This is a genomic window from Micromonospora sp. H61 (assembly GCF_018070325.1).
In the GTDB taxonomy this organism is placed as follows: Bacteria; Actinomycetota; Actinomycetes; order Mycobacteriales; family Micromonosporaceae; genus Micromonospora; species Micromonospora salmantinae.
Genome location: NZ_JAGPXY010000068.1, coordinates 1 through 26,506 on the forward strand (window position 1 = coordinate 1; position 26,506 = coordinate 26,506).

Annotated in this window: 23 protein-coding genes and 1 pseudogene; 16 read left to right on the plus strand and 8 right to left on the minus strand. The window is 70.8% G+C overall.

From position 1 onward, the window contains the following. Positions 1-737, plus strand: a pseudogene (locus tag KBX08_RS26150) (hypothetical protein); the annotation flags it as partial. Positions 738-773: 36 nt separating this feature from the next. Further along, entirely contained in the window at positions 774-1,541 is a 768-nt protein-coding gene (locus tag KBX08_RS26155; RefSeq protein WP_210786011.1) for a nucleotidyltransferase domain-containing protein, read from the plus strand. Positions 1,542-1,576: 35 nt separating this feature from the next. Here KBX08_RS26155 and KBX08_RS26160 read toward each other — a convergent pair whose 3' ends face one another. From KBX08_RS26160 to KBX08_RS26170, 3 genes are all read right to left on the minus strand, one after another. Further along, complete coding sequence (locus KBX08_RS26160; RefSeq protein WP_210786012.1) at positions 1,577-2,971, minus strand: NAD(P)/FAD-dependent oxidoreductase; 1,395 nt, start codon at positions 2,969-2,971, stop codon at positions 1,577-1,579. A 236-nt stretch (positions 2,972-3,207) separates the two neighbouring features. Beyond that, a complete protein-coding gene (locus KBX08_RS26165; protein ID WP_210786013.1) occupies positions 3,208-4,920 on the minus strand; it encodes a hypothetical protein in 1,713 nt (570 codons plus the stop codon). Positions 4,921-5,167: 247 nt separating this feature from the next. Continuing rightward, entirely contained in the window at positions 5,168-6,742 is a 1,575-nt protein-coding gene (locus KBX08_RS26170; protein WP_210786014.1) for a bifunctional NAD(P)/FAD-dependent oxidoreductase/class I SAM-dependent methyltransferase, read from the minus strand. A 76-nt stretch (positions 6,743-6,818) separates the two neighbouring features. Between KBX08_RS26170 and KBX08_RS26175 the strand changes: the two genes are divergently transcribed. Next, the gene (locus KBX08_RS26175; protein WP_210786015.1) at positions 6,819-7,415 is read left to right on the plus strand and encodes a helix-turn-helix transcriptional regulator; all 597 of its coding nucleotides are present in this window, start codon (positions 6,819-6,821) and stop codon (positions 7,413-7,415) included. A 41-nt stretch (positions 7,416-7,456) separates the two neighbouring features. Here KBX08_RS26175 and KBX08_RS26180 read toward each other — a convergent pair whose 3' ends face one another. The 4 genes from KBX08_RS26180 to KBX08_RS26195 form a co-directional block, all read right to left on the minus strand. Further along, positions 7,457-8,890, minus strand: a complete 1,434-nt coding sequence (locus tag KBX08_RS26180) for a class I adenylate-forming enzyme family protein (protein ID WP_210786016.1) — start codon at positions 8,888-8,890, stop codon at positions 7,457-7,459. Continuing rightward, positions 8,880-9,692: a TauD/TfdA family dioxygenase gene (locus KBX08_RS26185; protein WP_210786017.1), complete on the minus strand. Its 813-nt coding sequence runs from the start codon at positions 9,690-9,692 to the stop codon at positions 8,880-8,882. Before KBX08_RS26185 ends, KBX08_RS26180 begins: the two co-directional genes overlap by 11 nt. Before the next feature lie 68 nt (positions 9,693-9,760). Beyond that, complete coding sequence (locus tag KBX08_RS26190; protein WP_210786018.1) at positions 9,761-11,032, minus strand: asparagine synthase-related protein; 1,272 nt, start codon at positions 11,030-11,032, stop codon at positions 9,761-9,763. 190 nt (positions 11,033-11,222) lie between these two features. Continuing rightward, positions 11,223-11,999, minus strand: a complete 777-nt coding sequence (locus KBX08_RS26195) for an enoyl-CoA hydratase/isomerase family protein (protein ID WP_210786019.1) — start codon at positions 11,997-11,999, stop codon at positions 11,223-11,225. 872 nt (positions 12,000-12,871) lie between these two features. On the opposite strand from KBX08_RS26195, the gene argH reads away from it, so the two are divergent. The 4 genes from argH to KBX08_RS26215 are packed head-to-tail and all read left to right on the plus strand — an operon-like array spanning position 12,872 to position 17,444. Further along, positions 12,872-14,425, plus strand: a complete 1,554-nt coding sequence (argH, locus tag KBX08_RS26200) for an argininosuccinate lyase (protein WP_210786020.1) — start codon at positions 12,872-12,874, stop codon at positions 14,423-14,425. Beyond that, positions 14,422-15,603, plus strand: coding sequence for an argininosuccinate synthase (locus KBX08_RS26205; protein WP_210786021.1), 1,182 nt, complete (start codon positions 14,422-14,424; stop codon positions 15,601-15,603). Before argH ends, KBX08_RS26205 begins: the two co-directional genes overlap by 4 nt. A 22-nt stretch (positions 15,604-15,625) precedes the next feature. Beyond that, complete coding sequence (locus tag KBX08_RS26210) at positions 15,626-16,570, plus strand: methionyl-tRNA formyltransferase (RefSeq protein ID WP_210786022.1); 945 nt, start codon at positions 15,626-15,628, stop codon at positions 16,568-16,570. Positions 16,571-16,598: 28 nt separating this feature from the next. Next, positions 16,599-17,444, plus strand: a complete 846-nt coding sequence (locus KBX08_RS26215) for a DMT family transporter (protein WP_210786023.1) — start codon at positions 16,599-16,601, stop codon at positions 17,442-17,444. Positions 17,445-17,510: 66 nt separating this feature from the next. Here KBX08_RS26215 and argJ read toward each other — a convergent pair whose 3' ends face one another. After that, the gene (gene argJ / locus KBX08_RS26220) at positions 17,511-18,671 is read right to left on the minus strand and encodes a bifunctional glutamate N-acetyltransferase/amino-acid acetyltransferase ArgJ (protein WP_210786024.1); all 1,161 of its coding nucleotides are present in this window, start codon (positions 18,669-18,671) and stop codon (positions 17,511-17,513) included. Between the two features lie 461 nt (positions 18,672-19,132). On the opposite strand from argJ, the gene KBX08_RS26225 reads away from it, so the two are divergent. The 9 genes from KBX08_RS26225 to KBX08_RS26265 all read left to right on the plus strand — a co-directional run bounded on the left by KBX08_RS26225 (position 19,133) and on the right by KBX08_RS26265 (position 26,381). Next, the gene (locus KBX08_RS26225) at positions 19,133-20,116 is read left to right on the plus strand and encodes a zinc-binding alcohol dehydrogenase (RefSeq protein WP_210786025.1); all 984 of its coding nucleotides are present in this window, start codon (positions 19,133-19,135) and stop codon (positions 20,114-20,116) included. 2 nt (positions 20,117-20,118) lie between these two features. Beyond that, positions 20,119-20,517 carry a 6-carboxytetrahydropterin synthase gene (locus KBX08_RS26230; protein WP_210786039.1) on the plus strand — a complete coding sequence of 133 codons (399 nt, stop codon included), beginning with the start codon at positions 20,119-20,121 and terminating at the stop codon, positions 20,515-20,517. Continuing rightward, positions 20,514-21,560, plus strand: coding sequence for a glycosyltransferase family 4 protein (locus KBX08_RS26235; RefSeq protein ID WP_307850657.1), 1,047 nt, complete (start codon positions 20,514-20,516; stop codon positions 21,558-21,560). The genes KBX08_RS26230 and KBX08_RS26235 overlap by 4 nt, the downstream gene beginning before the upstream one ends. Beyond that, the gene (locus KBX08_RS26240) at positions 21,557-22,375 is read left to right on the plus strand and encodes a class I SAM-dependent methyltransferase (RefSeq protein ID WP_210786026.1); all 819 of its coding nucleotides are present in this window, start codon (positions 21,557-21,559) and stop codon (positions 22,373-22,375) included. Before KBX08_RS26235 ends, KBX08_RS26240 begins: the two co-directional genes overlap by 4 nt. 66 nt (positions 22,376-22,441) lie before the next feature. Beyond that, positions 22,442-23,380 carry a lysylphosphatidylglycerol synthase transmembrane domain-containing protein gene (locus KBX08_RS26245; RefSeq protein ID WP_210786027.1) on the plus strand — a complete coding sequence of 313 codons (939 nt, stop codon included), beginning with the start codon at positions 22,442-22,444 and terminating at the stop codon, positions 23,378-23,380. Between the two features lie 58 nt (positions 23,381-23,438). Beyond that, a complete protein-coding gene (gene ribA / locus KBX08_RS26250; RefSeq protein ID WP_210786028.1) occupies positions 23,439-24,140 on the plus strand; it encodes a GTP cyclohydrolase II in 702 nt (233 codons plus the stop codon). Next, positions 24,137-24,865: a dihydrofolate reductase family protein gene (locus tag KBX08_RS26255; RefSeq protein WP_210786029.1), complete on the plus strand. Its 729-nt coding sequence runs from the start codon at positions 24,137-24,139 to the stop codon at positions 24,863-24,865. Before ribA ends, KBX08_RS26255 begins: the two co-directional genes overlap by 4 nt. Positions 24,866-24,987: 122 nt before the next feature. Beyond that, complete coding sequence (locus KBX08_RS26260) at positions 24,988-25,539, plus strand: DinB family protein (protein WP_210786030.1); 552 nt, start codon at positions 24,988-24,990, stop codon at positions 25,537-25,539. A gap of 29 nt (positions 25,540-25,568) precedes the next feature. Next, on the plus strand, positions 25,569-26,381 hold the full coding sequence (locus KBX08_RS26265) for a TetR/AcrR family transcriptional regulator (RefSeq protein WP_210786031.1): 813 nt from the start codon (positions 25,569-25,571) through the stop codon (positions 26,379-26,381). The last annotated feature ends 125 nt before the right edge of the window (positions 26,382-26,506 follow it).

Below are 26,506 nucleotides of genomic sequence, written 5' to 3' on the forward strand. Positions count from 1 at the left end.
TGTTCGGCGCCGGCTGGTTCGACAACGCCGACCCGTTCGAGGCGTACAGCACACTGATCGGTCAACTCGCCCCGCTCGGCCGGGCCGCCGACGGCGTGCTGGTCTGGCGCAACCCGCTCGACGGGATCGCCGGCCTGCGACCCCGCCCCGGACTGGTCGCCGTGGTGATCGTGCTGCTCGGCTCGACCATGTACGACAGCCTCTCCAACGCGCCGGGCTGGTTGCGCTTCGGCCAGGAGAACGGCCTGCACCCGGCCGTCACCGGCAGCGTCGGTCTGAGCCTCGTCATCGCCGCCGTCGCGGTCGCGTACCTCGCCGCCACCGGCGCCGCGGCGCGCATCGGTCGCGCCGACGCGGCCGAGCCCCGCGGGGTGCCGGGCGAGATCGCCCACTCCATCGTGCCGATCGCTGTGGGGTACGTGGTGGCGCACTACTACTCGCTGCTGATCCTGGAGGGCCAGCGCACCGTCGCGTTGCTCTCCGACCCCCTGGGCACCGGCGCCAACTGGCTCGGCACCGCCGACTGGGAGCCGCAGACCGCGCTGATCACGCCCTCCGGGGTGGCGACCCTCCAGATCACCGTCATCATCCTCGGGCACCTGCTCGGCACGCTGCTCGCCCACGACCGCGCCCTGTACCTGTTCCCCCGGGCCCGGGCGGTGGCCGGCCAACTACCCCTGCTGGCACTGATGGTCGCCTACACCGTCGCCGGTCTGCTGCTGCTCTACGCGGGGTAGTCCCGCCGGGCTCCGACCCGTGCGTCATGATGGCCCGTGGACTCCGATCTTCAGCGCTACCTCGACGACCTCGTCAGCACCGCCCGGGACGTGCTCGGCGCCGACCTGGTCGGCGCGTACGCGGCCGGCTCGGTGGGGCTGGGGGCGTACCAACCCGGCCGCAGCGACGTGGACGTGGCGCTGCTCAGCGCCGGGCCGCTCACCGACACCGCCAAGCGGACGTTGGTCGCCCGGCTGCGGCACGAGGCGCTGCCCTGCCCCGCACGCGGACTGGAGCTGGTCGTCTACGACCGGGCGGTGGCCGCCTCCGGCACCCCGGAGCCCGGCTTCGAGGTCGAACTGAACACCGGGGCCGGCATGCCGTTCCGGCGCACCCTCGACCCCGCCGACCGCCCGGTCACCGACGGCCGATTCTGGTACGGCCTCGATCGCAGCATCCTGCACCAGAGTGGACTCCCACTGCTCGGCCCGCCGGCCGGAGAGGCATTCGCCGACCTCGCCCCAGCCGACCTGCGCCGGCTGCTCATCGAGGCGCTGTCCTGGTGGCTCGCCCTGCCCACACCGCCGGCCGACCAACCCGCGCCCGGCACCGAGGACGCCGTACTCGGCGCCTGCCGGTCACTGGTGCGCCACCGCGACGGCGTCTGGTTGGCGAAGATGGCCGCCGGCCAGCGGCTGATCGACGCCGGCGACCGGGCCGAGGTGATCCGTCAGGCGGTCGCCGCACGGCACGGCGGGCCGCCGCCCACGGGGGCACAGGCCCGCGCCTTCCAACAACGGGTACGCGACGAGATCGCCGGGTAGCCGTTCCGCCGCTGCGGGAGCGGGCCTCGCGGGGCTCAGCGGACCGGGCTGGACTCCAGCGAGGCGAAGAGCAGGTTGAGACCCTCGGTCATGGTCGGGTGGGTGATGACCGCATCCCGCAGGGCGGTCCACGGCATCCCGGCGAGCATGGCCAGCTGCACCGAGGTGATCACCTCACCGGCCTCGGCGCCGAGCAGCGCCGCACCGAGGATCCGGTCGGTGCTGGTGTCGATGACCGCCTTCCACATGCCCTGGGTCTGGCGCAGGGTGCGCGCCCGGGGGATGGCGGCGACCGGCAGGTGGGCGACCTGGACGTCGTACCCGGCGCGGCGCGCCCCGGTCTCGGTCAGCCCGATCCGCGCCAGCTCCGGGGTGGTGAAGACGGTGTACGGGATCAGCCGGTCGGCGGTGCTGCGCTGGCCCCCCGCGAGGTTCGCCCGGATGATCCGGTAGTCGTCCAACGAGACGTGGGTGAACTGCGGGCTGCCGGCGACGTCCCCGGCCGCCCAGGTGCGCTCGGCGCTGGTGCGCAGGTGCTCGTCGACCTCCACGAAGCCCCGCTCGCTGAGCCGTACGCCGGCCACGTCCAGGCCGAGCCCGTCGGTGACCGGTTCCCGCCCGGCCGCCACCAGCACGTCGTCCCCGATCACCACGCTGCCGTCGTCCAGCGTCACCCGGAGCGAGCCGTCGGCCTCCCGGTCGACGCGCGCGACCGCCACACCCACCCGTACGTCGATGCCATCATCGAGGAAGACGCGCATCACCGCGTCGCTGATGTCGGGGTCCTCGCGGGTGAGCAGGCGTGGACCACCCTCGACCACTGTCACCGCGCTGCCGAACAACGCGAACATCTGCGCGGACTCCACCCCGACGGTGCCGCCGCCGAGCACCACCAGCCGGGCCGGCAGCCGATCCAGGTGCAGCAACTCGTCGCTGGTGAGCACCCCGGCCTCGGCCATCCCGGGCACCGACGGCAGATGGGGGCGGGTACCCGTGTTGATCACCACGTCGCTGCCGCGCAGCAGTCGCTCGCCGCCGTCGGCGAGTGCCACCCGTACGGTTCGTGGGCCGACGAACCGGGCCTCGCCGATCACCAGGTGCAGGCCGGAGTCGAGGAACTGCTGCCGGTTGGCGGCGACCATCCCCTCGACCACGTCCTGCTTGTGCGCACGCAACAGGTCGATGTCGACCCGGCCGCCCTCCACCGTCAGGCCGAGCGCCGACGCGTCCCGCAGCTGGCGGGCGGCCCGCGCGCTGGTCACCAGTGCCTTCGTCGGGATGCACGCGACGTTGATGCAGCTGCCGCCGATCATGCCGCGCTCGACCATGGCGACCCGCTGACCGGATCGGGCGACGTCCATGCTCAACGTCTTGCCGGCCTTGCCGCCACCGACGACGAGCAGGTCGAACTCCTCCGGTTGGTCGGTCACCGGGCGCGCTCCTCTCGGTCACCGGCCAGGCCGGCGGCCACCGCTGGTGCGCGGCGGCCAGCCCAGCCTGCCAGCTCGACCGGGCACGGCGACCCGGTTCCGCGCAGAATCCGCCCGGGCCGCCCCCATTCCGCGATCTTGCACTAACTGTCCCGACGTAGGGGGCATTCCGCGCATCTCGGCGACCGAAACTGCAAGATCGGCGGGGGCGGGGTGGGGTGCAACGGTGGCTGAGGTTAGTGCCGGGCGGCGCCGTTCTCGCTGACCGGCTGCCCGAAGGCCAGGAACGGTACGGGCGTCGGTGCGTCAGTGCCGATGTGCCGAGGGAAGGTCCGCTCGGCGTCGTCGGCGCCAACCTCCCGGGCAGCCGTAGGTTCGGACGTCGTCGGCTCGTCCGCCACCGCCGGTGCGTCCGCCTGCTCGTCATCCGCCTGCTCCGCCGGGGCCCGGTCGCCAGTGGCCTGCCCTACCGGGGTCAGGTCGGCGTAGCCGTTCTCGGTCGGGCTCCGATCGGCAGGTGCGGGGTTGAGCGGGGCGCGTTCGGCAGTGGCGCGGTCGGCGTCCGCGTCGTCCACTGTGGGTCGCTCCGCGGAGTACCGGTCGACGCCGACGCGGTCGACGTTGAGCCGCTCGACGCCTACCCGCTCGGGGGCGGGCCGGTCGGCGCTGGAGCGGGAACCCACCATCGGGTACTCAGCGGTCTCCGTACCGCCGGCTGCCGCGGCCATGACCGCGGCGGCGGCGAGGTCGGCCACCCGCTTCGCCTCCCGCTGCACGCGGGCGCGGACCTCCTTGGCGTGCCGCTCGGCGGAGTCCCCGGCCCGCCGGGCCTCGTCCAACCGGGCACTTTCGGCGGTCAGGTCCCGACGGACCTCACTGAGTCGCTGCTGCATCCGGGACAGCTCGTTCTCCAGCGTCTCGCCCTCCTGGCGGATCTCGGCGAGCTGCTGGCGGCCGGTGTCCAGCTCGGCGTTCAGCTCGGCGGCCTCCTGCCGGCGCTCCTCGAGCTCCTTCTGCAGGGCGGCGAGCTGCTGCTGATGACTGGCGGCCTGCTCGTCGGCGCGGTTGCGCAGCTCGGTCACGTGCTGCTGCGCCTCGGCCAGCAGCGCGGCGATCTGCTGCTCGGTCGCGCTGCGCTGCTCGGCCAGCTCCTGCTCGGCGGCAGCCTGCTGTTCGGCGATGTCCTGCTCGGCGGCGGTACGCCGTTCGTTGACCTCTCGCTCCACGTTGGCCTGCCACTGGGCCATTTCCTGCTGGTGCTTGGAGCGGGTCGACTGGAGTTCCTGCTGGATCTGGGTACGGGCCGACTTCATCAGCGCGTCGGCGGCGACCCGGGTCTGGTTGAGCTGCTGTGCGCTCTGCTCGGTGATCCGCTTGGCCTCGTGCTGGGCGCGCTCGTGCGCGGCCTCACCGTCGGCCCGCAACTGCTCGGCGTGCTCGCGGATCGCTGTCAGTTCGGCCTCGGCCAGGGTGCGCCGCTCCTCGTGCGCCTGCTCCTGCTCGGCCCGCCGGGCGGCCAGTTCCTCGGCCAGATCCTGACGTGCCTGGGCGGCCCGCTCACGGGTGTCGGCGAGGATCCGTTCGGACTCGCTGCGCAGCTCGTTGGCCCGGTCGGTGGCCGACTCGGTGATGATGCCGGCCTGCTTCTCGGCGAGCGCCATGATCTCGCCGACCATCGGGCCCAGATCGTGGAACGAAGCGCGGTCCACCTGCACGGGTTGCTCCTGAAGCTCGGCCAGTTCGGCGCGCAGCCGCTGCACCTCGGCGGTCAGTTCACGGACGCGGACCGCGGAGCGCCCGTGCTCTCCGCTCAGCATTGCTATCTGGCCGTCGAGCTGCTCCAGGTGCCGGTCCACCTGGCGTTTGTCGTATCCGCGCAGGGCGAGCTCGAAGCTCGGCCGGGAGGCCGCATCGTCGCGTGCTGCGTGCGGCTCAGCGCCGATGGACATGCACCATCCTCCGTACGATCGGGGCGTCAGGGTCGGCGGTCGCCTGCCCCACGGGCCGTCAGTGTGGCGCAACGCTACCGCCGACCGGACCTCATGCGAAGTCCTGCCCCACCACCTCTCACGTTGGCGTCCCGCGTCCCCCCGATCCCGCGCCGATCATGGACTCGTGGTGCCGGAAAGGTGATGCTCCACCACCTTTGTCATCCAGCACCACTCCATGATCGACGCAGGTCACCTCGACGCGAGGTCAGCGTCGGCGGGCGACCAGGACCGCGTCGTGAAGGGTGATGTCCTCACCGTTCTGGTTGGTGGCGAGGCGGGAGCGTTCCTCAGCCGCCAACACCTCCCAGTGGGCCGGCTCCAGATCGGCTGCCACGTCCTGCGCGGTGTACATCGCGTCCGGCATGTGCATCCGGTGCGCCGACCCCCACAGATCCGCCGGGTGGTGCCCGACGATCAGCAGGACGCCGCCGGGTGCCACCGCCGCGGCCAGCCGGCCGAACAACTCCCGCCGCTCCGCCGGTGGCAGGTGCATGAACTGCGCTGACACCAGGTCGTACGCCTTCTCGGTGGGCGGCTTGTCCCGTAGGTCGGCGTGGGTGAACTCGATCCGGTCGCCCACTCCGGCGGCCTCGGCGTGCGCGGCGGCCCGGCTCAACGCCGTGCTGGAGATGTCCACCGCCGTCACCTGCCAGCCGCGCTCGGCCAACCACACCGCGTCGCCGCCCTCGCCGCTGCCCACGTCCAGGGCGCGCCCCGGGGCCAGGTCGGTGACCTCGGCGACCAGCTGCGGGTTCGGCCGGCCACTCCAGATCGAGGGGCGGGACTGGTAGCGCTCCTCCCACGCCGGCTCCTCGAACGTCGTCGCCACCAACTGCCGGTACGCGGCCACCGCGTCCCGGGTCTCCTCGGCGATGAGATCGGCGTTGATCGCCGCCGCCGCGGTCAGGCCGGCCCCGGCGGACGTGATCACCTGACCGCGGATGTCGGCCACGTTGCCCGCCACCCAGACACCCGGGACGGTCGTCGCGCCGGTGGCGTCGGTCGGGATCTGGGCACCGATGACGTGCTCACCCATCGTCACCTCCTCCGGGGCCAGACCCAACCCCACCAGCACATCGGCGCGGGGGGTCAGCCGCGTCGCCACCACGATCGCGTCGAGCGCCACGACCCGGCCGTCGGCGAGCCGTACACCGGTGAGCGCGTCGTCGGTCACCTCCACCGCGGCGACCGGGCCGGGCACCACAGCGATGCTGCGGGCGGCGAGCCGCTCGGCGGTCTCCGCGTCGGGTGCGGGGGAGTCGTGCAGGAGGAGCAGCACGCTGGGGCTCCACTGTCGCCACATCTCGGCCTGGTGCACGCTCAGCGGGCTGGTCGCCAGAACGCCGATCCGGCGGTCCCGAACCTCCCAGCCGTGGCAGTACGGGCAGTGCAGCACGTCGCGACCCCACCGCTGGGCCAGGCCGGGCACGTCGGGCAGTTCGTCGGTCAGTCCCGTGGTCACCAGCAGCCGGCGGGCCCGCACCGCCTCCCCGCCGTCCAGGCCCAGCCGGAACCCGTCGTCGTCCCGGGTCGCCGCCTGCACGCGTCCGGTGCGGAACTGCCCGCCGTACCCGGCCACCTCGGCCCGTCCGATCGCGAGCAGCTCGCCCGGCGGCGTCCCCTCCCGGCCCAGGTAGTTGTGCACCCGATCGGCCGGCGCGTTGCGCGGCTCACCGGAGTCGATCACCAGCACCGACCGTCGGGCCCGGCTCAGCGCCAGGGCTCCGCTGAGCCCTGCGGCGCCGCCACCCACCACCACCACGTCGTATGTCTCGTCCACCGGTATCTCCCTCTTGCTTCGTCGGCTGCGCCCACCATCCGTCGCCGTCGGCAAGGTGGCAACTATCCTTGCCGTTATGGCAAACGAGGACAGCGCTGCGCTGGCGGCCGTCGGCCCCCGGCTGCGTGCCCTGCGTCACCAACGCGGGACCACGCTGACCCAGCTCGCCGACCTGACCGGCATCTCGGTGAGCACCCTGTCCCGGCTGGAGTCCGGTAGCCGTCGGCCCACCCTGGAGTTACTGCTCCCGCTGGCGAGGGCCTACCAGGTGGCGCTGGACGAACTGGTCGACGCCCCCGCCACCGGCGACCCCCGGGTACGCCCCAAACCGATCGTCATCCACGGCGTGACGTACCTGCCGCTGACCCGCCGACCGGGCGGTGTCCAGGCGTTCAAGCAGATCTTCCCGCCGGACCCGTCCGCCGGGGGCCGAGTCCCGCAGGCCCACGAGGGGTACGAGTGGCTCTACGTGCTCTCCGGGCGGCTACGCCTGCTGCTCGGTGACCGTGATCTGACGCTGACCCCGGGGGAGGTGGCCGAGTTCGACACCCGCATCCCGCACCTTTTCTTCAACCCTGGCCCGGGCACCGCCGAAGCCCTCAGTCTCTTCGGGCCGCAGGGGGAGCGGTTGCACGTCCGTGCCCGACCGGCCACGCCCGACAAGCAGGTGTGATCCACACGAATCTTCGGCGGTGGACTGCCCAGCCATCCGGCTCAGCCCCACCTGCGCAGGATGGCTGGTTTGTCGAGCTTTCCGACCGGGGTGTGCGGAAGCTCGTCGACCACCTGTACGCGGTCAGCCAGACCGTGCTCGCCCAGGAGGCGGCGCACCGCTGCGGCGACGTTCAGCACCGAGGCTCCGTCGGCCGGCGTCACCACCACCAGCGGGGCTGACCCGTCACCCCTCGATGAGGGTAGGACCGCGGCCTCACCGACTGCGGCGTCGGCTTGAAGCGTGCCTTCGAGCTGGGGTGCGAAGATCAGTCGTCCCGACGTGGTGGTCAAGACGTCGGCGACTCGGCCCAGGACGCGGTACTCGCCGGATTCGGTCTGCTCGCCCACGTCGCCGGTCCGGTACCAGCCGGCCCGGAAGGCCCGTGCCGTCTCGACCGGGTTGCCTTCGTACCCGATGCTGGTGTGGGGCGAACGGGCCAGGATCTCACCGAGTGCCGGCATCTGCGCCGAGAGCGGTTCCAGCGTCACCTCGACTGCCGGCAGCGGATGCATGCCGCGGGACTCCTGCGCGACGTCGTCCAGGTTGCCCAGGACGATGCCGAACTCCGTGGACCCGTAGATGCGACGGATCTGGATTCCGAGGTGTCGGCGCGCCTGCGTGATCACCTCCGGGCTGAGATAGGCCCCGCCGCAGAGCGGCAGCCGTAGCGACGGCAACGCGGTTGATCCGGTGTCGGCCAGCAGTTGGTAGTGGCGTGGCAAGGCACTGAAGATGGTCGTGCCCGATTCGGCGAGAGTGCTCAGTAGCCGATCCGGAGGCGCGGCAGGGTCGGAGAGCACGAGTCGGGCTCCGGCCAGGAGCGCCGGAAACATGTGCACATCGACACCGTGGGCCACATCCAACGGATGCATGGTCAGGAAGACGTCCTCGGAGGTCACCTTCAGATAGGACAGCCATTGCCGCCGATCGGCCAGCAGGTCTTCCTGACGCCAGGCGACGAGCTTGGGGACCCCGGTGGATCCGGTGGTCTCCAGCAACCGGAAGACGCCGGACCGAGAGCCGACCGGCAGCGACTCGACGGCGCGCGGGGCGGACCCGGCGAAGAGGACGTCGACACCGAGACTGTCGACCGGGGTGTTGAGCAGGTCGTCGTGCTGCTCGTGGATCAGGAGTTGGACCGGGACCTGGGCCAGCGACCAGCGAAGACGATCCCGGTCCGCCTGCACGCTGATCGGCAGGTGCACCGCGCCGAGCCGAGCCAGGGCGAGGATGATCGCGATGTATGCGGGGCCGTTGTGCAGCCGGGTGGCGACGTGGTGACCAGGCTGCACCCCGACGCCGAGCAGGCCGGTGGACGCCCGCTCGACCAGGTCGCTCAGCTGGGCATACGTGAACTCCTCTCCGTCGACGGCTTGAACGGCCACCGCTGCCCTGCGGGTCCGAACCACCTCCTGGAAGGCCTCATGCAGCATGCGGATCGTCCTGGCGTGCCGTGTTGAGGGTGACCTGTCCGCGCAGGAGCAGCCGTACCCCGTCGGCACCGATCGCGGTGCGGCCGTGCAGGGTGCGCTGGTTGTCGATCACGAGAAGGTCGCCGACCTGCCAGCGGTGCTGGTAAAGGAATCGGGGGCGGTGTAGGAAGTCACTGAGCTGGGTGAAGAAATTGTCCGTGGTGGCGCGGTCGCCACCTTTGACCCGTACCTGCCAGCCGTGGTTGGTGCCGGCGGGGAACGGCAACGTCAGGTTCAGGGACCGAACCCGACCGTAGTCGCGGACAGTGGGGATCTCGTACCAGTCGTCAGGGACGGTCGGGAAGTAACCCCGATCCTCGACCAGATACTCCAGCCCTACGGTCTCGATCGTCTGCCGCAGGTCGTCGGGCATCTCGGCCCACGCCGCCAACTGGTCACAGACGGTCGTCTCGCCGGATCCGGGTTCGTCGCGGAACTCGCTGGCGTACAGGACGATCAGATCCGTCTGCTCTCCTACCAGGATGCCGTCGGTGTGCAGCGGGAGTGGGCCGCGCCCGGTGACCACCTTTCCCTCGTCTGCCGAGGCGTTCAACTTGAGCAGGTCGGCCCGGCCCTCGCCGAACTTGTGCCGCACGGTGTCGCCGAGCTCGTGCACCAAGCGTTGAAAGGCTGGTTCGTCGAGATCGAGCCCTCGTACGAGGGCGGCGCCGGTACGGGTCGCGGCGGTGCGGCAGGCGCTCGCCAGATTGTCCGTAGGGGCGGGGTCGAGTACTAGCCCGAGACCTGACGGGGTGAGACTCAAGGTCATCTCCTGAGATGTGGCGATGGGATGTGGGTGGGGCGGCCGCGGTGAGCCGGGTTCGGGGGTGGTCAGCGCTTGGCGTTGGCGATGCTGCGCTCGTACACCTGCCGCGGGTCCCAGTCGTCGATCGAGCCTTCCTGTGCCAGGTCCAACAGTTCCCGAAAGCAGGCCAGGTAGATCGCGGCCCGGTCGACGCCGGGGGCATCCGTCTCGAGTCGCTTCACGACTCCTCGCTGCAGACCGCCGCCGTGATGAACGGCGATCTTGCGACGCCAGGCGATGTCGTGCGACACCCGTCGGCTCATGGCCTGGCGGAGGTGGAACTTCTCCCTCCCGCCACGCACCTTGCAGTCCGGCGCGGTGTCCAGGGCGACCTGGATCACCGGCCACGCCCAGAAGGGGTGATGGACTTCCCGGCCGTGCGCCAACGGCAACCGGCTGGACAGTTCGTTGGTGAACCGGGTCTGGTGGATGGCCGCGATCGTCTGGTCGATCAGTTCCTCCGGCGCGCTGAACGGACGGTAGATGCCGGCGTTGATGAGATCGCTTCCGTACCCGGTCAGCAGCACCTCGTCGCGCGGAATCTCGGTCCCGTCGTAGAGCGCCGTGGCGGTCAGCGCGACCTCCACCACCTCAGGTTCCGTCACACCCAGCCCTCGGATGGCCTGCGGGACGGCAGCCATGATGCGTTCCTCGGACAGCTCGATCCGGCGTACCGAGAGACCGAGGTGATCGCCCAACTCCGCGGCGTCGTCGAACTCGTCGCCCCAGGGAGTGCCGGCGCTGTACGGCGTCACGGCGAGTCCCTCCGAGGCGGCGAGAAAGGTGACGGTGCCGGAGTCGATGCCGCCTGACAGGAGCGTTGCGAACCGGTCGAGGGGCCGGTTCCGGGCTACCGCCCGGATCTGCGCCTGCACGGCGCTGACCTGCGCCTCTCCTGCTTCCAGCGCGTCGGTCAGCCGGGGACGCCGCAGGTGCCGCAGAGGATCGTCGGCCAGGGTGGTGCGTAGGGTCCACCCGTCGCGCAGCCGCCGTCCCTCCTGCACCGCGCCGAACGGCACCCGGCTGACGTGCAGCAGGGCGGTCTCGTCACTTTGCGGCTGAGGTCGCTCTGGGCGGACCTCGACGGGCAGACCGAGCGCGGGCAGGATCAGCGGGGCCAGAAACAGGTCGGTGAAGAATGCCAGCTTGCCCTGAGATCGGTTGAACGCCAGGTAAATGGCATCCTCGTTCAGCGCTGAGGTCCGCACCACGACGCGGTCCTCGTCGACGAGGATCCGTGCCGTGTCGGAACCGGTGGTGCCGGTCGGAGCGTCGCCGGTCGCGGGCTGGACCGACATCGTCCGCACATTGATCTCCAACGGCGTGGTGCGAGGGTTGTCACCCGCCAACCCGCTGGTGTGAACTCTCAGGTCACCGACGTGGACAGCGGGCCTTATCCGCTCCAAAGGGGTCAGATCGCAGTTCCCGACCGCCGCCCACCTGCTGGCCGCCATGATGGTGTTCCTTCCGCGTGAGAGGTCCGCGACGTCACCGACTGCTGTCGATGACCTGTCGCATGTTGCGCTGCGCCTCACCGGCGGCGAACGCCGCCCGGTGCGCCTGCTTGCCGATGACTCGAAGCTGTTCGAGCCCGTCGACGAATCCGCTGTTGAGGTACGGTTTGGTGCTTCGGAAGCCGGCCGTCGGGTACGCCGCGAAGGACCGGGCCCGCTGCACGGCGGTGGAGAGCAGTCGGTCCACCGGGACCACGTCGTGGAGCAACTTGTCCTGCAGGCTCCGCGCGGCCGGCCAGTCCCCGCTGGACATCAGCATCTGCTGCATGACACTGCGGCCCACGGACCGCTCGAGCATGTATCCACCGAAGGTGCAGGCGATGCCCACCTGGAATTCCGGCATCTTCAGCACGCACCGGTCGCTGCCCACCCGGTAGTCCGCGGTGAGCGCGATCTGCAGGCCGATACCGATCGCGAAGCCGTCGATCGCCACCACCAACGGGCGGTTGAGCTGTAGACAGGCGACGTACAGGTCGGTGATGTGATCGATCCACTCGTCAACCTCGTCGCCGCCGCGGAACGTCGACGTCTCGTGGAAGTCACCCCCCACGCCGAAGGACCTGTCGACGCCGCTGAACAGCACGACCGCACGGATGCCCGGGTCGTCGAGGTCGCGAACCGTCTCGGTCAGCGCCCGCATCCGGGGCATCGACCACATGTTGTGCCGGTGGCCCTCGGAGAACTCCACCACGGCCACGCCCTCGGAGACGTCGAGGCTGAAATAGGTCTGCGTGCTCAATTCCGCTGACATTCGCTTCCGCTCTTCCGACTGGTTGGTGTCGCCCCCCGGGGTATCGGTACCGCGAGGCCGGCCCGGGCAGCTCAAGACGCGCCGACGTACGGCGAAGAACGGCGGGATCGTCAAGCACGGTACGACAGGAGCGCGACTGGTGACACCGACGGGCATTCACTACGCCGACTTGCTCAGATAGCCCTCATCTTGGGCATCATCGCGCTCATTGTCAACAGCCGCAATTTCGACCATACGCCTGTTTGTCAAAGCCGCCTCCCTGCTGGATTCGGTCAATTTATGCTGAACGCCGGGGATGCCGTGATCACCGCACCGAAAACCGCTCCCAGATGGCGAGAAGGGGCAACCGCCCCAACGCCTCCTGACATACGGTGGTCGCACGGTGAACGGTCAGTGCCCGCGTCTCGGACCGAGGCTTGGGCAAACCAGCAGGTCAGCGACGTGAACGACACACGGGGTGTTGAAAATCAGACGAAAAGTGCCCAGCTCGACGAAAGCGCCGCCTTCCTCGGCGCAATTGCCCGCATGGGTCATCACTCGCTCCCGGGGTGTTAGTCGACTCCGTGGAGGGTTGGCCCGCCAGATGTCGGGGTTGTGACAAACAGAAAGCAGCGGTCGCCGTGATGTGACGAGCATCCGACGCGACCCTCCTCCCGGTATTCGGGGCATTTCCCCGGTCGCCTGCGTCGTCGACCCGTGGCATCGATGCCCCAATCTCGCACGGGCCGGTGAGCCGGCTGCGTCACCAGAACAAGACATCACTGTTCGACAATTCTGCGCTCAATTGGCCGCGGAATGGACGACGCCTGCGCAAAAACAATTGTCATGGCGTTGCGACATGTGGTCCCGACGGGCCCGGAAAGGCGTGTCCGATGACCCAGAAGCTCTGGGGCGGTCGCTTCGAGGAAGACATCACACCCGAGGTACTCGACTACACGCTCACCGTTGACATCGACGTCCGGCTGATCCCGCACGACCTGTGGCAGAACATCGCGCACGTCATGGTGCTGGCTCGGCAGGGCATCATCGCACCGGACGCGGCGCGATCCATCGTCACGACGCTGGTCAAGCTGGACCAGCAACATCGCGCCGGCGCGCTCACGCTGCGCGCCGAGTACGAGGATGTCCACCTCAACATCGAGCAGATGGTCATCGAGGAGTTGGGGCTGGACGTCGGTGGCCGGATGCACACCGCCCGGTCCCGCAACGACCAGGTGTCCACCGACGCCCGGATGTACCTTCGCGACGTCCTGCTCGAGGCGATCGACGCCAACCTCGACCTGATCGATCGGTTGACGCAGCTCACCGACCAAGATTTCCGCACTGTGCTGCCGGGGTACACCCACAGCCAGGCCGCTCAGCCGATCAGCGTCGCCTTCTGGCGGACCGCACACGCCAGCGCGCTGCTGCGTGATGTGCGCCGCCTGCGGGACGCCTTCGGTCGGGTCAACGAGTCGCCGCTGGGCGCCTGCGCGCTCGCCGGCACCTCGTTCCCGCTCGACCGCGACGCGACCGCACAGCTCCTCGGGTTCGATCGGGTGCTCAGCCACGCCCTGGACGCCACCAGCGCCCGTGACCACATGATCGAAGCTGCCGCGGCCTTCGCCATCGGCAGCAACAACCTGTCACGCATGGCGGAGGAGATCGTCATGTGGAGCGGTCACGAATACCGGCTCTGCGAGGTGGGGGACGCCTTCACGACCGGCAGCTCCATCATGCCGCAGAAGAAGAACCCGGTGGTCGCCGAGCTGGTACGCGGGCGGTCCGGCCGGGCCACCGGAGTGCTGGTGCAACTGCTGACAGCGGTCAAGGGTGTCACCCTCGGGTACAGCTGCGACCTGCAGGAGGACAAGCCGTTCCTGTGGCAGAGCATCGACACGTACCTGTCCACCCTGCGCGTGGTGGAGAGCCAGACACGTACTCTTCGCTTCGACCCGCAGCGCGGCGAAGAGCTGTGCTGGGACAACTTCTCGACCGCCACCGAACTGGCCAACTATCTCGTATCCGCGGCCGGGGTGTCGTTCCGCCAGTCGCATCACATCGTCGGCAAGGTGGTCGGTCAGCTGATCAGCCGGCAGGCGACGTTGCGTGACCTCGAACTGGTCTCGTCGATGCTGGCCGACGAGGGCCATCCGGTCGCCGTGGACGTGCTCCGTGAGCTGCTCGCGCCGCTGAACGCCATGAACGGCTACACCAGTGGTGGTGGCACGTCCACCGCCAGCGTGACGGACGTCGCGGCGGAGCTGCGCACCAGTTCCGCCGCACACCGTGGCTGGATCCGCACCCGTCGCGACGGCCTTGCCGCGGCCCGCGCCGGCACGCTGCGCGGCGCGGACGACGTGGCGGGCGGTGCCCCGATCGACAAGGCCCTCGCCGCCGTTCTCGACGACCTCGCGCACGACCACCCTGGACAGGAGCAGTCATGAAGATCGTTCTCGCCTACTCCGGCGGCCTGGACACCTCGGTGGCGCTGCATTGGCTGCGCGAGCGGTACGACGCCGAGGTGATCGCCTTCTGCGCCGACATCGGGCAGCTCGAATCCGTACCGGACGTGCGTGAGCGCGCCCTGCGGACCGGCGCGTCCGAGGTACGGGCAGAGCCGCTGACCGATCGGTTTCTGACCGACTTCGCGTTGCCCGCCCTTCAGGCACACGCCCGGTACGAGAACAAGTACCTGCTGGCCGCACCGCTGTCCCGACCCCTGATCGCACAGCGGATGGTCGAGATAGCGCACGCGGTCGGCGCGGACGCGGTCGCGCACGGCGCCACGGGCAAGGGCAACGACCAGGTGCGCTTCTTCACCAGTGTGGCGGCGCTCGACCCGTCGCTGAAGGTGCTGGCACCGGTGATCGACTGGGAGTTGAAGACCCGCGAGGACGAGCTGGCCTACGCCGACAAGCACGGTATCCCGGTGCCGGTCGGCAAGGAGAAGCCCTACAGCATCGACACCAACGTGTGGGGGACCAGTATCGAGTGTGGCGAGCTCGATGACGTCACCCAGCCACCACCGGCTGACGCGTGGCAGCTGACCGGTGATCCTCGCCAGGCCCCGGACGAGCCGACCCGGGTACGGATCGGCTTCGCCGAGGGCGTTCCGGTCAGCCTCGACGGTGAGTCGCTCGGTCTGAGCGCTCTGGTCGGACGCCTCAACGCGCTCGCGGCGCCGCACGGAATCGGCCGGATCGACATCACCGAGAGCCGGATCGTCGGATTCAAGACTCGGGGCATCTATGAGGCGCCGGCGGCAACCGTGCTGATGGCCGCGCACGCGGAGTTGGAGTCGCTGGTACTTGACCGCGAGACCCTGCACCACAAGCAGTCCATCGCCCTGCGGTACGCCGAACTCGTCTACTACGGGTACTGGTTCAGCGACCTGCGGCGGGCGCTCGACGGATTCGTGGCGACGCTTCAGCCGGCGGTGACCGGCGAGATTGCCGTGGACCTGTTCAAGGGGAGCTGCACAGTGGTCAGCCGGTCGTCGCCGCGCTCCCGCTACAGCCGGGCGATGGCCACCTACGAAGCCGGAGACCAGTTCGACCACCAGGCGGGTGCCGGCTTCGCCTACGTGTGGTCGTTGCCGCTGACCGCCGGTCACCGGGCCTGAGAAGCAGAGAGGAGCGACACCCGTGCGAGTAGTGTTCATGGGCTACCAGACGTGGGGGCATCGAGTGCTGCAGACGCTGATGGACTCCCGCCACGAGGTGGTGCAGGTCATCACCCATCCCGACAGCGGTCACGAGTACGAAACCATCTGGAACGACTCGGTGGTCGGCCTGGCCGAGAAGCACGACTTGCCGATCCTGGTGCGTCAGTACGCCAATGACGACGAGGTCGCCGCGCGGCTGCGAGAGTTGGCCCCGGACATCATCGTGTCGTCGGACTGGCGGACCTGGCTGGCGCCGGCCGTGTACGGCCTGGCGCGGCACGGGGCGATCAACGTGCACGACGCCCTGCTGCCCCGCTACGGCGGCTTCGCCCCACTCAACTGGGCAATGATCAACGGTGAACGCGAGGTCGGAGTCACCGTGCACTTCATGAACGACGATTTCGACCTTGGCGAGATCGTGTTGCAGCGTCGGGTCGAGGTGGGCGACAAGGACACTGTGACGGACCTGTTCGAGCGAACCATCGAGATATTCCCGGAGATCACCCTGTCGGCGCTGGACCTCATCGAGAGTGGCACCGGGCAGTGGATCAGCCAGGATCCGGCCCAGGCGACGTTCTTCCACAAGAGGTCGGTGGAGGACAGCCGAATCCACTGGACGTGGCCGGCCGACCGGCTGGCCAATCTGATCCGCGCACAGAGCGATCCCTACCCCAACGCCTTTGCCTACCACAACGGCGTCCGGCTGCGAGTGACCGCCGCCGCGGTGTCGTCCAAGCGCTACGGGGGGACGCCGGGCCGGATCTTCTGCCCCGAGGATGACGGCGTGGTCGTGGTGTGCGGACCGGAGGCCCACACCGGACGTGAACAGGGGCTGAGAATCCTGCAGGTGCGCACGGAGGATGGCGCGCAGATGCCGGCGCGGGCCTACTTCACCTCCATGGGGGGTTATCTGACGTCTCACTGATCCGGCCATCGACAATCCAAGGCGGAACATGTTCAGCATTCTGATGTCGCTGGCCTCGGCAACGGTTCTGGGAGCGGCCGACTTCGTCGGCGGCTTCGCCACCAAACGCGCGGCGGCAGTGACCGTCGTGCTCTGGTCGAACATGGCGGGGCTGGCGACCGCCGTGGTGTTCGTCGGAACTGTTGGCGGCGGAACCATCAGGGCCGCCGACGCCGGCTGGGGAGCACTCGCCGGGTTGGCCGGCAGCGTCGGTGCCATGTTGCTCTATCACTCCCTCGCCCACGGAGTGATGAGCGTTGTGGCCCCCACCACCGCCGCCATGGCCGCGATCCTGCCCGTCCTTGTCGGCCTGGCCGGTGGGGACACCGTGTCAGTGATCGGTGCGGCCGGCCTGGCCTGCGGCCTGATCGCCATCCCCTGCGTCTCGGTCACCTCGGGCGGTGACCGGCCGGGTCGACAGTCGCACCTGCGGACTGTGGCCGGGGCGTTGGCGGCCGGCGCGGGCTTCGGCCTGTTCTTCGTGCTGTTGGCCCGTACCGGCGACGGGTCGGGGCTGTGGCCACTGGTGGCCGCCAGATGTGCCTCGTTGACCCTGCTCGTGCTCGCCTGGCCGATCGGTCGGTGGCCGATCAGAGCTCCCCGTAACACAGTGTTGCTGGCCCTGCTCTCCGGTGGTCTCGACATGCTGTCGAGCGTGCTGTATCTGCTGGCCGTCCGGGAGGGCTACCTGTCCGTGGTGGGCCTGCTCGCATCGCTCTACCCGGTCAGCACGCTCCTGCTCGCGCGGGTGGTGTTGCGCGAACGCGCCACCCGGGTGCAGTGGGCTGGCGTCGTCCTGGCGTTGGTCGGGGTGTTTCTGTTGGCATCCCGCTGACCTGCGCGGCTCGGCTACGAACGTCCGGGCGGTACCTAGCACGGTACCGCCCGGACGCGTCGTCGCTCAGGTGGTGTAGTCAGCGTTGATCCGGATGTATCCGTCGGTCAGGTCGCACCCGTACACGGTGAAGGCGCCGGCGCCGATGCCGAGGTCGACCTCGATCACCACGTCGTCGCCTTCGAGGTGGCGCCGCAGCCGAACCAGCGTCTCCTCAGTGGCCTGTGCCGGATAGACCTCGATACCGCCGAAGCCGATCCGGACCCGTTGCTGATCGATGTCTTCGTCGTCCTCGCACTTGCCGACCGCCATCGCAACCCGGCCCCAGTTCGGGTCCGCCCCGTGCACGGCTGTCTTCACCAGCGGCGAGTTGACGATGGCCTTGCCGACCCGCTTGGCCTGCTCGCCGTCCCGGGCGCCGCTGACCCGTACCTCGATGAGTTTGCTGGCGCCCTCGCCGTCGCGGGCGACCATCCGCACCAAATCCAGCGCGACGGTGTACAACGCCTGCTCGAACTCGTCCAGATCGACCGGCCCGGCCAGGCCGTTGGCGAAGACGGCCGCGGTGTCACTTGTGGAGGTGTCCGTGTCAATGCTGACCGCGTTGAAGGTGCGAGCGATGACCGACCGGAACACCCGGTCCAGGTCGGCCGGCTCGATGCGGGCATCGGTACAGAAGAACGTCAACAGGGTCGCCATGTTCGGTTCGATCATGCCGACGCCCTTCGCGACGCCGACGATGCTCGCCGCTGCGCAGCTGGCCCGCACCACCTTGGGCGTGGTGTCGGTGGTCATGATCGCCCGGGCGACCCGGTCGAAATCGGCAGGCGGAAAGGGCCACCGAAGCTCGGCCAGGCGCTGTCGCACCCTGGGCATCGGATACTGCTTCCCGATCACCCCGGTCGAGGCGATGAGCAGTTCGTCGTCGTCCAGCCCGGCGGCGCGAGCCACTGTGGACCGCACCTCGCGGGCGTTCTCCAGCCCTTCCTTGCCGGTGGCCACGTTCGCGTTGCGGGAGAGCACCACGACGCCGCGGGCGGACGATGTCGACGCCGCCGAACGGCTCAGGACGACGCTGGGCCCGGCGAACCGGGAGCGGGTGAACACGGCGGCGCTGACCGCGGGCACCTCCGAGACCAGGGCGGTGAAGTCGTCCTCGTCATCCTTGAGCCCGGCGTTCGCGACCACCGCGCGGAACCCCTGCGGAACGATCATGTACTGCTCCATCCTTCTCATCTCGGCCCGGTCCTGGCCCCCGAAACTCAGCGGCGGACGACGCCAAGGCTCGCACCGGCTCGGACCCCTGTCACCTGCCGGTCACCGAGGCCGGTCACCGGGGGGAGCGGACCTCCGGACGCCGGCACGGCGCAAGCCGACGCACATCGACGGGCAGCCACAGCGGCCCGTCCTTCGTGACCCAAGGTATCAATGAGGTAGCTATCCGATGGATTCCCGCCCGGAGCATCCCAGGGGCGGTCCGCCGCACTGTGGCCGGTCGGATGACCTCGGAGCGAGGCAGACCGGGCGCCACGCGGTGGCGGTGACCGCAGGTGATCGGGCCGAGGTGGGCGTTCGACGACGCTTCGAACTGTGCGCACCGAACATCCGTGTTTATGATCGACAACCCCCGACCGGGGACCCGACGCGGCCGATCGATTCGGCCCGGAGCAGAGCTGAGGTGCGCGACGGTGATCCGCGAGGCGTACGCCTGCTGGGTGCGCGAACCCGGCGTGGCCGAGATCCAGCCGGTGTCACTGACCGCCCCGGGCCCCGACGAGGTGCTGGTCCGGACCCGCTACTCCGGGGTCAGCCGGGGCACCGAGACGCTGGTCTTCGCCGGCCGGGTGCCCGCCGACCAGTACGCCTCGATGCGCGCGCCGTTTCAGGAGGGCGAGTTCCCCGGCCCGGTGAAGTACGGCTACCTCAGCGTCGGCGTGGTCGAGCAGGGCCCGGCGGAGCTGCTCGGGCGAACGGTGTTCTGCCTGCACCCGCACCAGAGCGCGTACGTCGTGCCGGTGAGTGCCGTGGTGCCGGTGCCGGAGGGGGTGCCGGCCGCCCGAGCGGTGCTCGCCGGCACTGTGGAGACCGCAGTCAACGCGCTGTGGGACGCGGCGCCGCTGGTCGGCGACCGGGTCACCGTGATCGGTGCGGGCATGGTGGGCTGCTGCGTCGCGGCGCTGCTGGCCCGGTTCCCCGGCGTGCACGTCGAGTTGGTTGACACCGACGCGCGCAGGGCCGGCGTCGCCGGGGCCCTCGGCGTCGACTTCGCCAGCCCGGCCGACGCCCGTGGTGACCGTGACCTGGTCGTGCACGCCAGCGCCACCGCCGCCGGCCTGCAACAGTCGCTGGACCTGCTCGCCCCGGAGGGCACCGTCATCGAGCTGAGCTGGTACGGCGACCGCCCGGTGCAGGTGTCACTGGGCGGCGCGTTCCACTCCGGTCGACTCAGCGTGCGCAGCAGCCAGGTCGGCATGGTGGCACCCGCCCGACGGGGGCGGCGCAGTTACGCCGACCGACTGGCGCTCGCCCTGGACCTGCTCGACGACCCGGCCTTCGACGCGTTGATCACCGGCGCGTCGCGCTTCGCGGAGCTGCCCGACGTGCTCGCCAGACTGGCCTCGGGCGACCTGCCCGCGCTCTGCCACCTCATCACCTACGAAGACGGAGAGTGACAGTGTTCAGCGTGACCGTTCGGGATCACATGATGATCGCCCACAGTTTCCGAGGCGAGGTGTTCGGGCCCGCCCAACGGCTGCACGGCGCGACGTTCGTGGTGGACGCGACGTTCCGCCGGCCGGACCTGGACGCCGACGGGATCGTGGTGGACATCGGCCTGGCCACCGAGCAGCTGCGGGCAGTGCTGAGCGAGCTGACCTACCGCAACCTCGACGACGAGGCCGCCTTCGCCGGGGTGAACACCACCACCGAGGTGCTGGCCCGTACGATCGCGGACCGGCTGGTCGAGCGGGTGCACGCCGGCGAGCTGGGCGCGGGGGCGCGCGACCTGACCGGCATCACCGTCACCCTGCACGAGTCGCACATCGCCTGGGCGAGCTACGAGCGGTCGTTGTGACCGAAGCGGGCCGGGCGGTGCACGTCGTCCTGCCCGGTGACATCGACGATCCGGCCACGCCCAGCGGCGGCAACTCCTACGACCGCCGGATCTGCGCCGGGCTGGGCGAGCGCGGCTGGTCGGTGCACGAGCATCCGGTGCCCGGCGGGTGGCCGCACCCCGACCCGGCCGACCGGGCGACGTTGGGCAAGGTGCTCGCCGCCACGCCCGACGACGCCGTGGTGCTGATCGACGGCCTGATCGCCTCGGCCGTGCCGGACCTGCTCGCCCCGCACGCCCGTCGGCTGCGCCTGGTACTCCTGGTGCACCTGCCGCTGGACGACGAGCCGGAGGCCCGCGCCCTGGCCGCCGCTCGGGCTGTCGTCACCACCAGCGAGTGGACCCGCCGCGCCCTGCTGGCCCGCCACCCGGCCCTCGCCGGCCGGGTCCGGGCCGCGCCGCCGGGGGTGCGGCCCGCACCGCCCGCAGGCGGCTCGGTGGCCGGCGACCGGCTGCTCTGCGTCGCGGCGGTCACCCACCACAAGGGGTACGACGTGCTGGTCGACGCGTTGACCACGCTGGTCGGCCGGTCCTGGACGATGGTCTGCGCGGGCACGTTGACCCGGGAACCAGATCTCGTGCACCGGCTGCGCGACCGGTTGACCGGAGCGGGCCTCACCGGGCGGGTGCGGCTGGTCGGCCCGCTGACCGGCGCGGCGTTGGACGACGCGTACGCCGCCGCCGACCTGCTGGTGCTGCCGTCGAGAGGCGAGACGTACGGCATGGTCGTCACCGAGGCGCTGGCCCGCGGCCTGCCGGTGTTGACCACCGAGGTGGGTGGGCTGCCGGAGGCGCTCGGTCACGCGCCCGGCGGTGAGCGCCCGGGACTGCTGGTCCCACCCGGCGACCCGGCGGCGCTGGCCGCCGCGCTGATCCGCTGGCTGGACGACGACGCGCTGCGCGCCCGGCTGCGGCGTGCCGCTCTCGCCCGGCGCGACACCCTGACCGACTGGCCGGTGACCAGCGCGTTGCTGGCCGGCGTGCTGAAGGAGGTGGCGGAATGACCGCCGAGGAGACCCTGCCGTTCGCCGACTGGCTGCGGTTGCGTGAGCCGGCCGACGCGGCGGCGCGCGCCGAGGACCTGCTGGATGCCGTCCGGGTCCGGCTGACCGGGGACGCCCCGACGGTGATCCACGACCTGGGTAGCGGCACCGGGTCGATGAGTCGTTGGCTGGCCGCCCGGCTGCCCGGACCACAGCACTGGGTGCTGCACGACCGGGACGCCGACCTGCTGGCCCGGGCCGCCGAGGGCATGAGGGGAGTGACCGCCGCCGACGGCGCCCCGGTCACCGTCCACACCCGCTGCGGCGACCTCACCCGGTTGACCGCCGACGACCTGGCCGACGGTTCTCTGGTCACCGCGTCCGCGCTGCTGGACATGCTCACCGCGGAGGAGATCGAACGGGTGGCGACCGCCTGCGTCGGCCGGCCAGCCCTGTTCGCCATCTCGGTGACCGGGCGGGTCCGGTTCACCCCGGCCGACCCGCTCGACGAGGCGGTCGAGGCCGCGTTCAACGACCACCAGCGGCGTACCGTCGAGGGCCGGCGGCTGCTCGGCCCGGATGCCGTCGCCGCCACCGCCGCCGCGTTCGCCCGGCGCGGCGTCGACGTGCGGGAACGGCCCAGCCCGTGGCGTCTCGGCCCGGAGCAGGCCGACCTGACCGCCGAATGGTTCCGAGGATGGCTCGGGGCCGCCTGCGAGCAGCGCCCCGACCTGACCGGACCCGCCCAGGCGTACGCCCGCCGTCGGTTGGCTGACGCGGCGGCCGGCCGACTCACAGCGCTCGTCGAACACACTGACCTTCTCGCCGGTGGATGAACCGTTCACGCCCTGGGTACGTGCACTAGGGCAAGTGGACGATCTTCAAAGGGAGGGCCGGCGCCGATGTTCTGGGCCTGGGCACGAGTGGTCGGCGGGGTGGGTCTGCTCGCCGTCCTGCTGTGGCAGGTGGGCAGCGGCCCGTTCCTCGCCGGAGTACGACTGATCGACGCGTCAGCGTTGGCCGCGGCGCTGGTCATCGGGGTGTTCACCACGGTCTGCGCGGCGTGGCGGTGGAGTCTGGTGGCCGGCGGGCTCGGCGTACGCCTGCCGCTGGCGACCGCTGTGGCGCACTGCTACCGGGCCGTGTTCCTCAACGCCACACTGCCTGGCGGGGTGCTCGGCGACGTGCACCGGGCGGTACGCCACGGCCGCGATGCCGGTGACGTGAGCCGGGGCATCCGCGCGGTGGTCTGGGAGCGTGCCGCCGGGCAGGTGGTCCTGGTCGGGGTCGCGCTGGTGGTGCTCGCCGCCTTCCCGTCCCCGGTCCGGCCGTACCTGCCGGTCGCCGCCGCGCTGCTCGTCGCCGGCGGGCTGGCCGTCGTGCTGTTGGCCCGGGTCCTACCGAACGGTGGCGGATCGCGTTGGGCGACGGCACTGCGTACCGCAGTGGCGGACGTACGGTCGGGTCTGCTGGCGCGGCGCACCTGGTTCGGTGTGCTGGTCGCCTCGGCCGTGATGGTCGCCGGTCACCTGGCCACCTTCCTGGTGGCGGCGCGTACCGCCGGGTCGGACGCCCCGCTGTCGCGTCTGCTGCCGTTGACGTTGCTCGCCCTGCTCGCCATGGGCCTGCCGTTGAACGTGGCCGGCTTCGGGCCGCGCGAGGGGGTGGCGGCGTGGGTGTTCGGCGCGGCCGGCCTCAGCGCGGCCGAGGGCGTCGCCACCGCCACCGTCTACGGCGCACTGGTGCTGGTGGCCAGCCTGCCCGGGGCCGCCGTGTTGCTGGCCCGTCGGCGTCGAATCCCGGTCGCCGCCCGGGAAGCCGCCTCCGGCGGTGGATGTTGAGTCGGTTGTGAGACGGTACGCGTCGCCGGACGGCGGTGGCGCCGGACAAAGGAGTCCCATGCCCGAAGCATTGCCGGTTGCCACGATCCGCACGCAGGTCACGGTGCCGCTGGCGTTTCCGGATGGCTACACCACGACCGCCCGGGTGTTCACCTTCAAGGGCCTGGTGGACGGTCGGGAGCACCTGGCCCTCGGCCTCGGCGACTGGGCGGGCGCCCTGGACCGGCTCGCCGCCGGGGGAGCGGCTCCGCTGGTCCGTCCGCACAGCGAGTGCCTGACCGGCGACGTGTTCGGCAGCGAACGTTGCGACTGCGGGCCGCAACTGCGCGAGGCGGTGCAGCGGATCGCCGAGACCGGTGGTTTCCTGCTCTACCTGCGACAGGAGGGTCGTGGCATCGGCCTGTACGCCAAACTCGACGCGTACGCGTTGCAGGACGCCGGGTTGGACACCTACCAGGCCAACGTCGCGCTGGGCCGGGGCGAGGACGAGCGGGACTACACCGCCGCCGCGCAGATGCTGACCACGTTGGGCGTGCCGCGGGTCCGACTGCTGAGCAGCAACCCGGACAAGGCCGAGCAGTTGACCCGGCTGGGCGTGGACGTGGCCGAACGGGTGCTCACCAGCGTCTTCCTCTCGCCGGCCAACGCCGACTACCTGGCGGCGAAGGCGGCCAAGGCGGCGGAGGTCGAGGCGGCCGAGGCGGTCGAGGCGGCGGATGTGCTCGCGGGTCGCGCTCCTGAGCGGCCCGTCTCCCGATGAGCTGGCGGCCGGGCCCGACGCGGCCGTACGTGCTGCTGAGTTGTGCCGCCTCCATCGACGGGTACATCGACGACGCCTCCGAGCAGCGGTTACTGCTGTCCAACGAGGAGGACCTGGACCGCGTCGACGCGGTCCGGGCCAGCTGCGATGCCATCCTGGTCGGCGCCGGCACCGTCCGACGAGACGACCCTCGGCTGCTGGTGCGCTCCCCGAGCCGCCGGGCCGAGCGGGTGGCGGCCGGTCGGCCCGCCTCGCCCACCAAGGTCACCCTGACCGCCCAGGGAGACCTCGACCCGACCGCCCGCTTCTTCACCGCCGGTGATTCGGCCCGGCTCGTCTACTGCGCCACCGGCGCGTTGGAGAAGACCGAGGAGCGGGTCGGCCGACTGGCCACCGTGATCGACGCGGGTGAGCCCGTCGACCCGGGGTGGCTGCTGACCGACCTGGCCGCACGGGGCGTACAGCGGGTGATGGTGGAGGGCGGCGGGACGGTGCACGCCCAGTTCCTCGCCGCCGGTCTCGCCGACGAACTGCACCTGGTGGTCGCCCCGTTCTTCGTCGGTGACGGCCGGGCGCCCCGGTTCGTCGGAGAGGGTCGCTTCCCCTGGCACCCGGGCCGCCGCGCCCGCCTGGCCGAGGCCCGCCAGATCGGCGACGTGGTCCTGCTCCGCTACGCCCTCTCCGACCGCTGCCCCACCGCCGCCCCCGCCCGCCCTACCGGTTGATCATGGGATTGGCGGGTGATTCGATCTCTGTGGAACCCGCCAACCTCATGATCACCGCGAGTAGGTGGGTGGGTGGGGTTATTTTGTGGACGGCGGTGCCGGTGCCCCGACAGAATCTCCGGATGTCCGTAGCGCCCCTGGCCCTCCTGCGCTGGCAGTTCGACCTGACGTGGTCGCTGTTCGAGTACCACCTTGAGCGACTCGATCCCACGGACTTCCTCTGGGAGCCGGCCCACCACTGCTGGTCGGTGCGGCAGAGCACTGACGGCACCTGGACCCCGGACTGGGCCGACACCGAACCCGACCCGGTCCCGGTGCCGACGATCGGCTGGCTCACCTGGCACGTCGGCTGGTGGTGGACCGTGGCGATGGACCATCTCCGGGGTGGATCAGCGCGGCAGCGCACGGCCGTTGTCTGGCCGGGCGCGGGCGAGCCGAGTGTCGCCTGGCTGCGTGGACTGCGCACCGAATGGCTGGCTCTGCTCGACCAGCTCGGTGACAGCGACCTCGACCGCCTCGCGACGTTTCCCTGGCCGGACGGGACCGGCCACACCGTCACGCACACGATCGGTTGGGTCAACTCGGAGCTGATGAAGAACGTCGCGGAGATCGGTCAGCTCCGGCTGCTTCGCGCCGCCCGGGCCGATCGGGACGGCCCGGCCGCTCGACTTTAGTGCTTTCGTCACACGAAACCGGAGGCGGCGTGCTCAGTGCCCGGTGTGTCGAGTGCGAGGCGGAACTGCCCGTCGGCGCCGGCCGGGGGCGCCCGCGCCGCTACTGCTCCCGGCGCTGCCAGGCCCGCGCGTACCGCAGGCGTCGTGAGCACGGCCCCATCAGCAGCCCGCGTCGGATTCGGGACCTGCCCGCGCCGACCGGCGGCGACCCGCGCCACCGGTTGGTCGCCCTCGCGGTCGAGCTGGCGGACGCGGGCGGTCTGGACGCCGTCTCCCTGCGGGTCCTCGCCCAACGCGCCGGCCTGCCCGCCCACGCCGTGTACCGGCACGTCCGGAACCGGGCCGACCTCCTCGCCGCGATGGCCGAGCAGATCACCTCAACCCGTCCGCCCGGAACCGCGCCACTACCGCGCGATCCGCGCCGACGGCTCGAACGGTTGGCCGGGGACGAGTGGGCGATGTACCGCAGGTATCCCTGGCTGCTGGCCATCCTCGCCACTGACCGGCCGCCGACCGGGCCGGCGGTACTCGCCATGGTCGATCGGGTGGTGACGGCGTTCACCGGCGCCGGGTACGAACCGGCCGATGCGTTCCGCGCCTACCTGGCGCTCAGCGGCTACGTCCAGGGCATGGCCCTGCTCATCCGGCGTGACCCCGGGGACACCACCTACCATGCCTGGTGGTCGGCGACCCGCACCCGGCTGGAGCGGACCGGCCGTACCCGGGACCGACAGTGGCTGGCCGAGGCCGGGCAGACCAGACCCGACGCCGACCTGGACACCTGGTTCCAGTTCGGCCTGCGTGGGCTGCTCGACGGCCTGTTGCACGGCCCCGCTCGGTAGGGAAGCCGGGGCCGGACGGCCCGGAGCAGTTCTACCTGAAACTCGGTTTCCAGCTGACCGGGGAGACCAGCGAGGACGAGGTGGTGGGCGTCCACTCCACCCGCTGACCGGAGGCAGTGGACCAT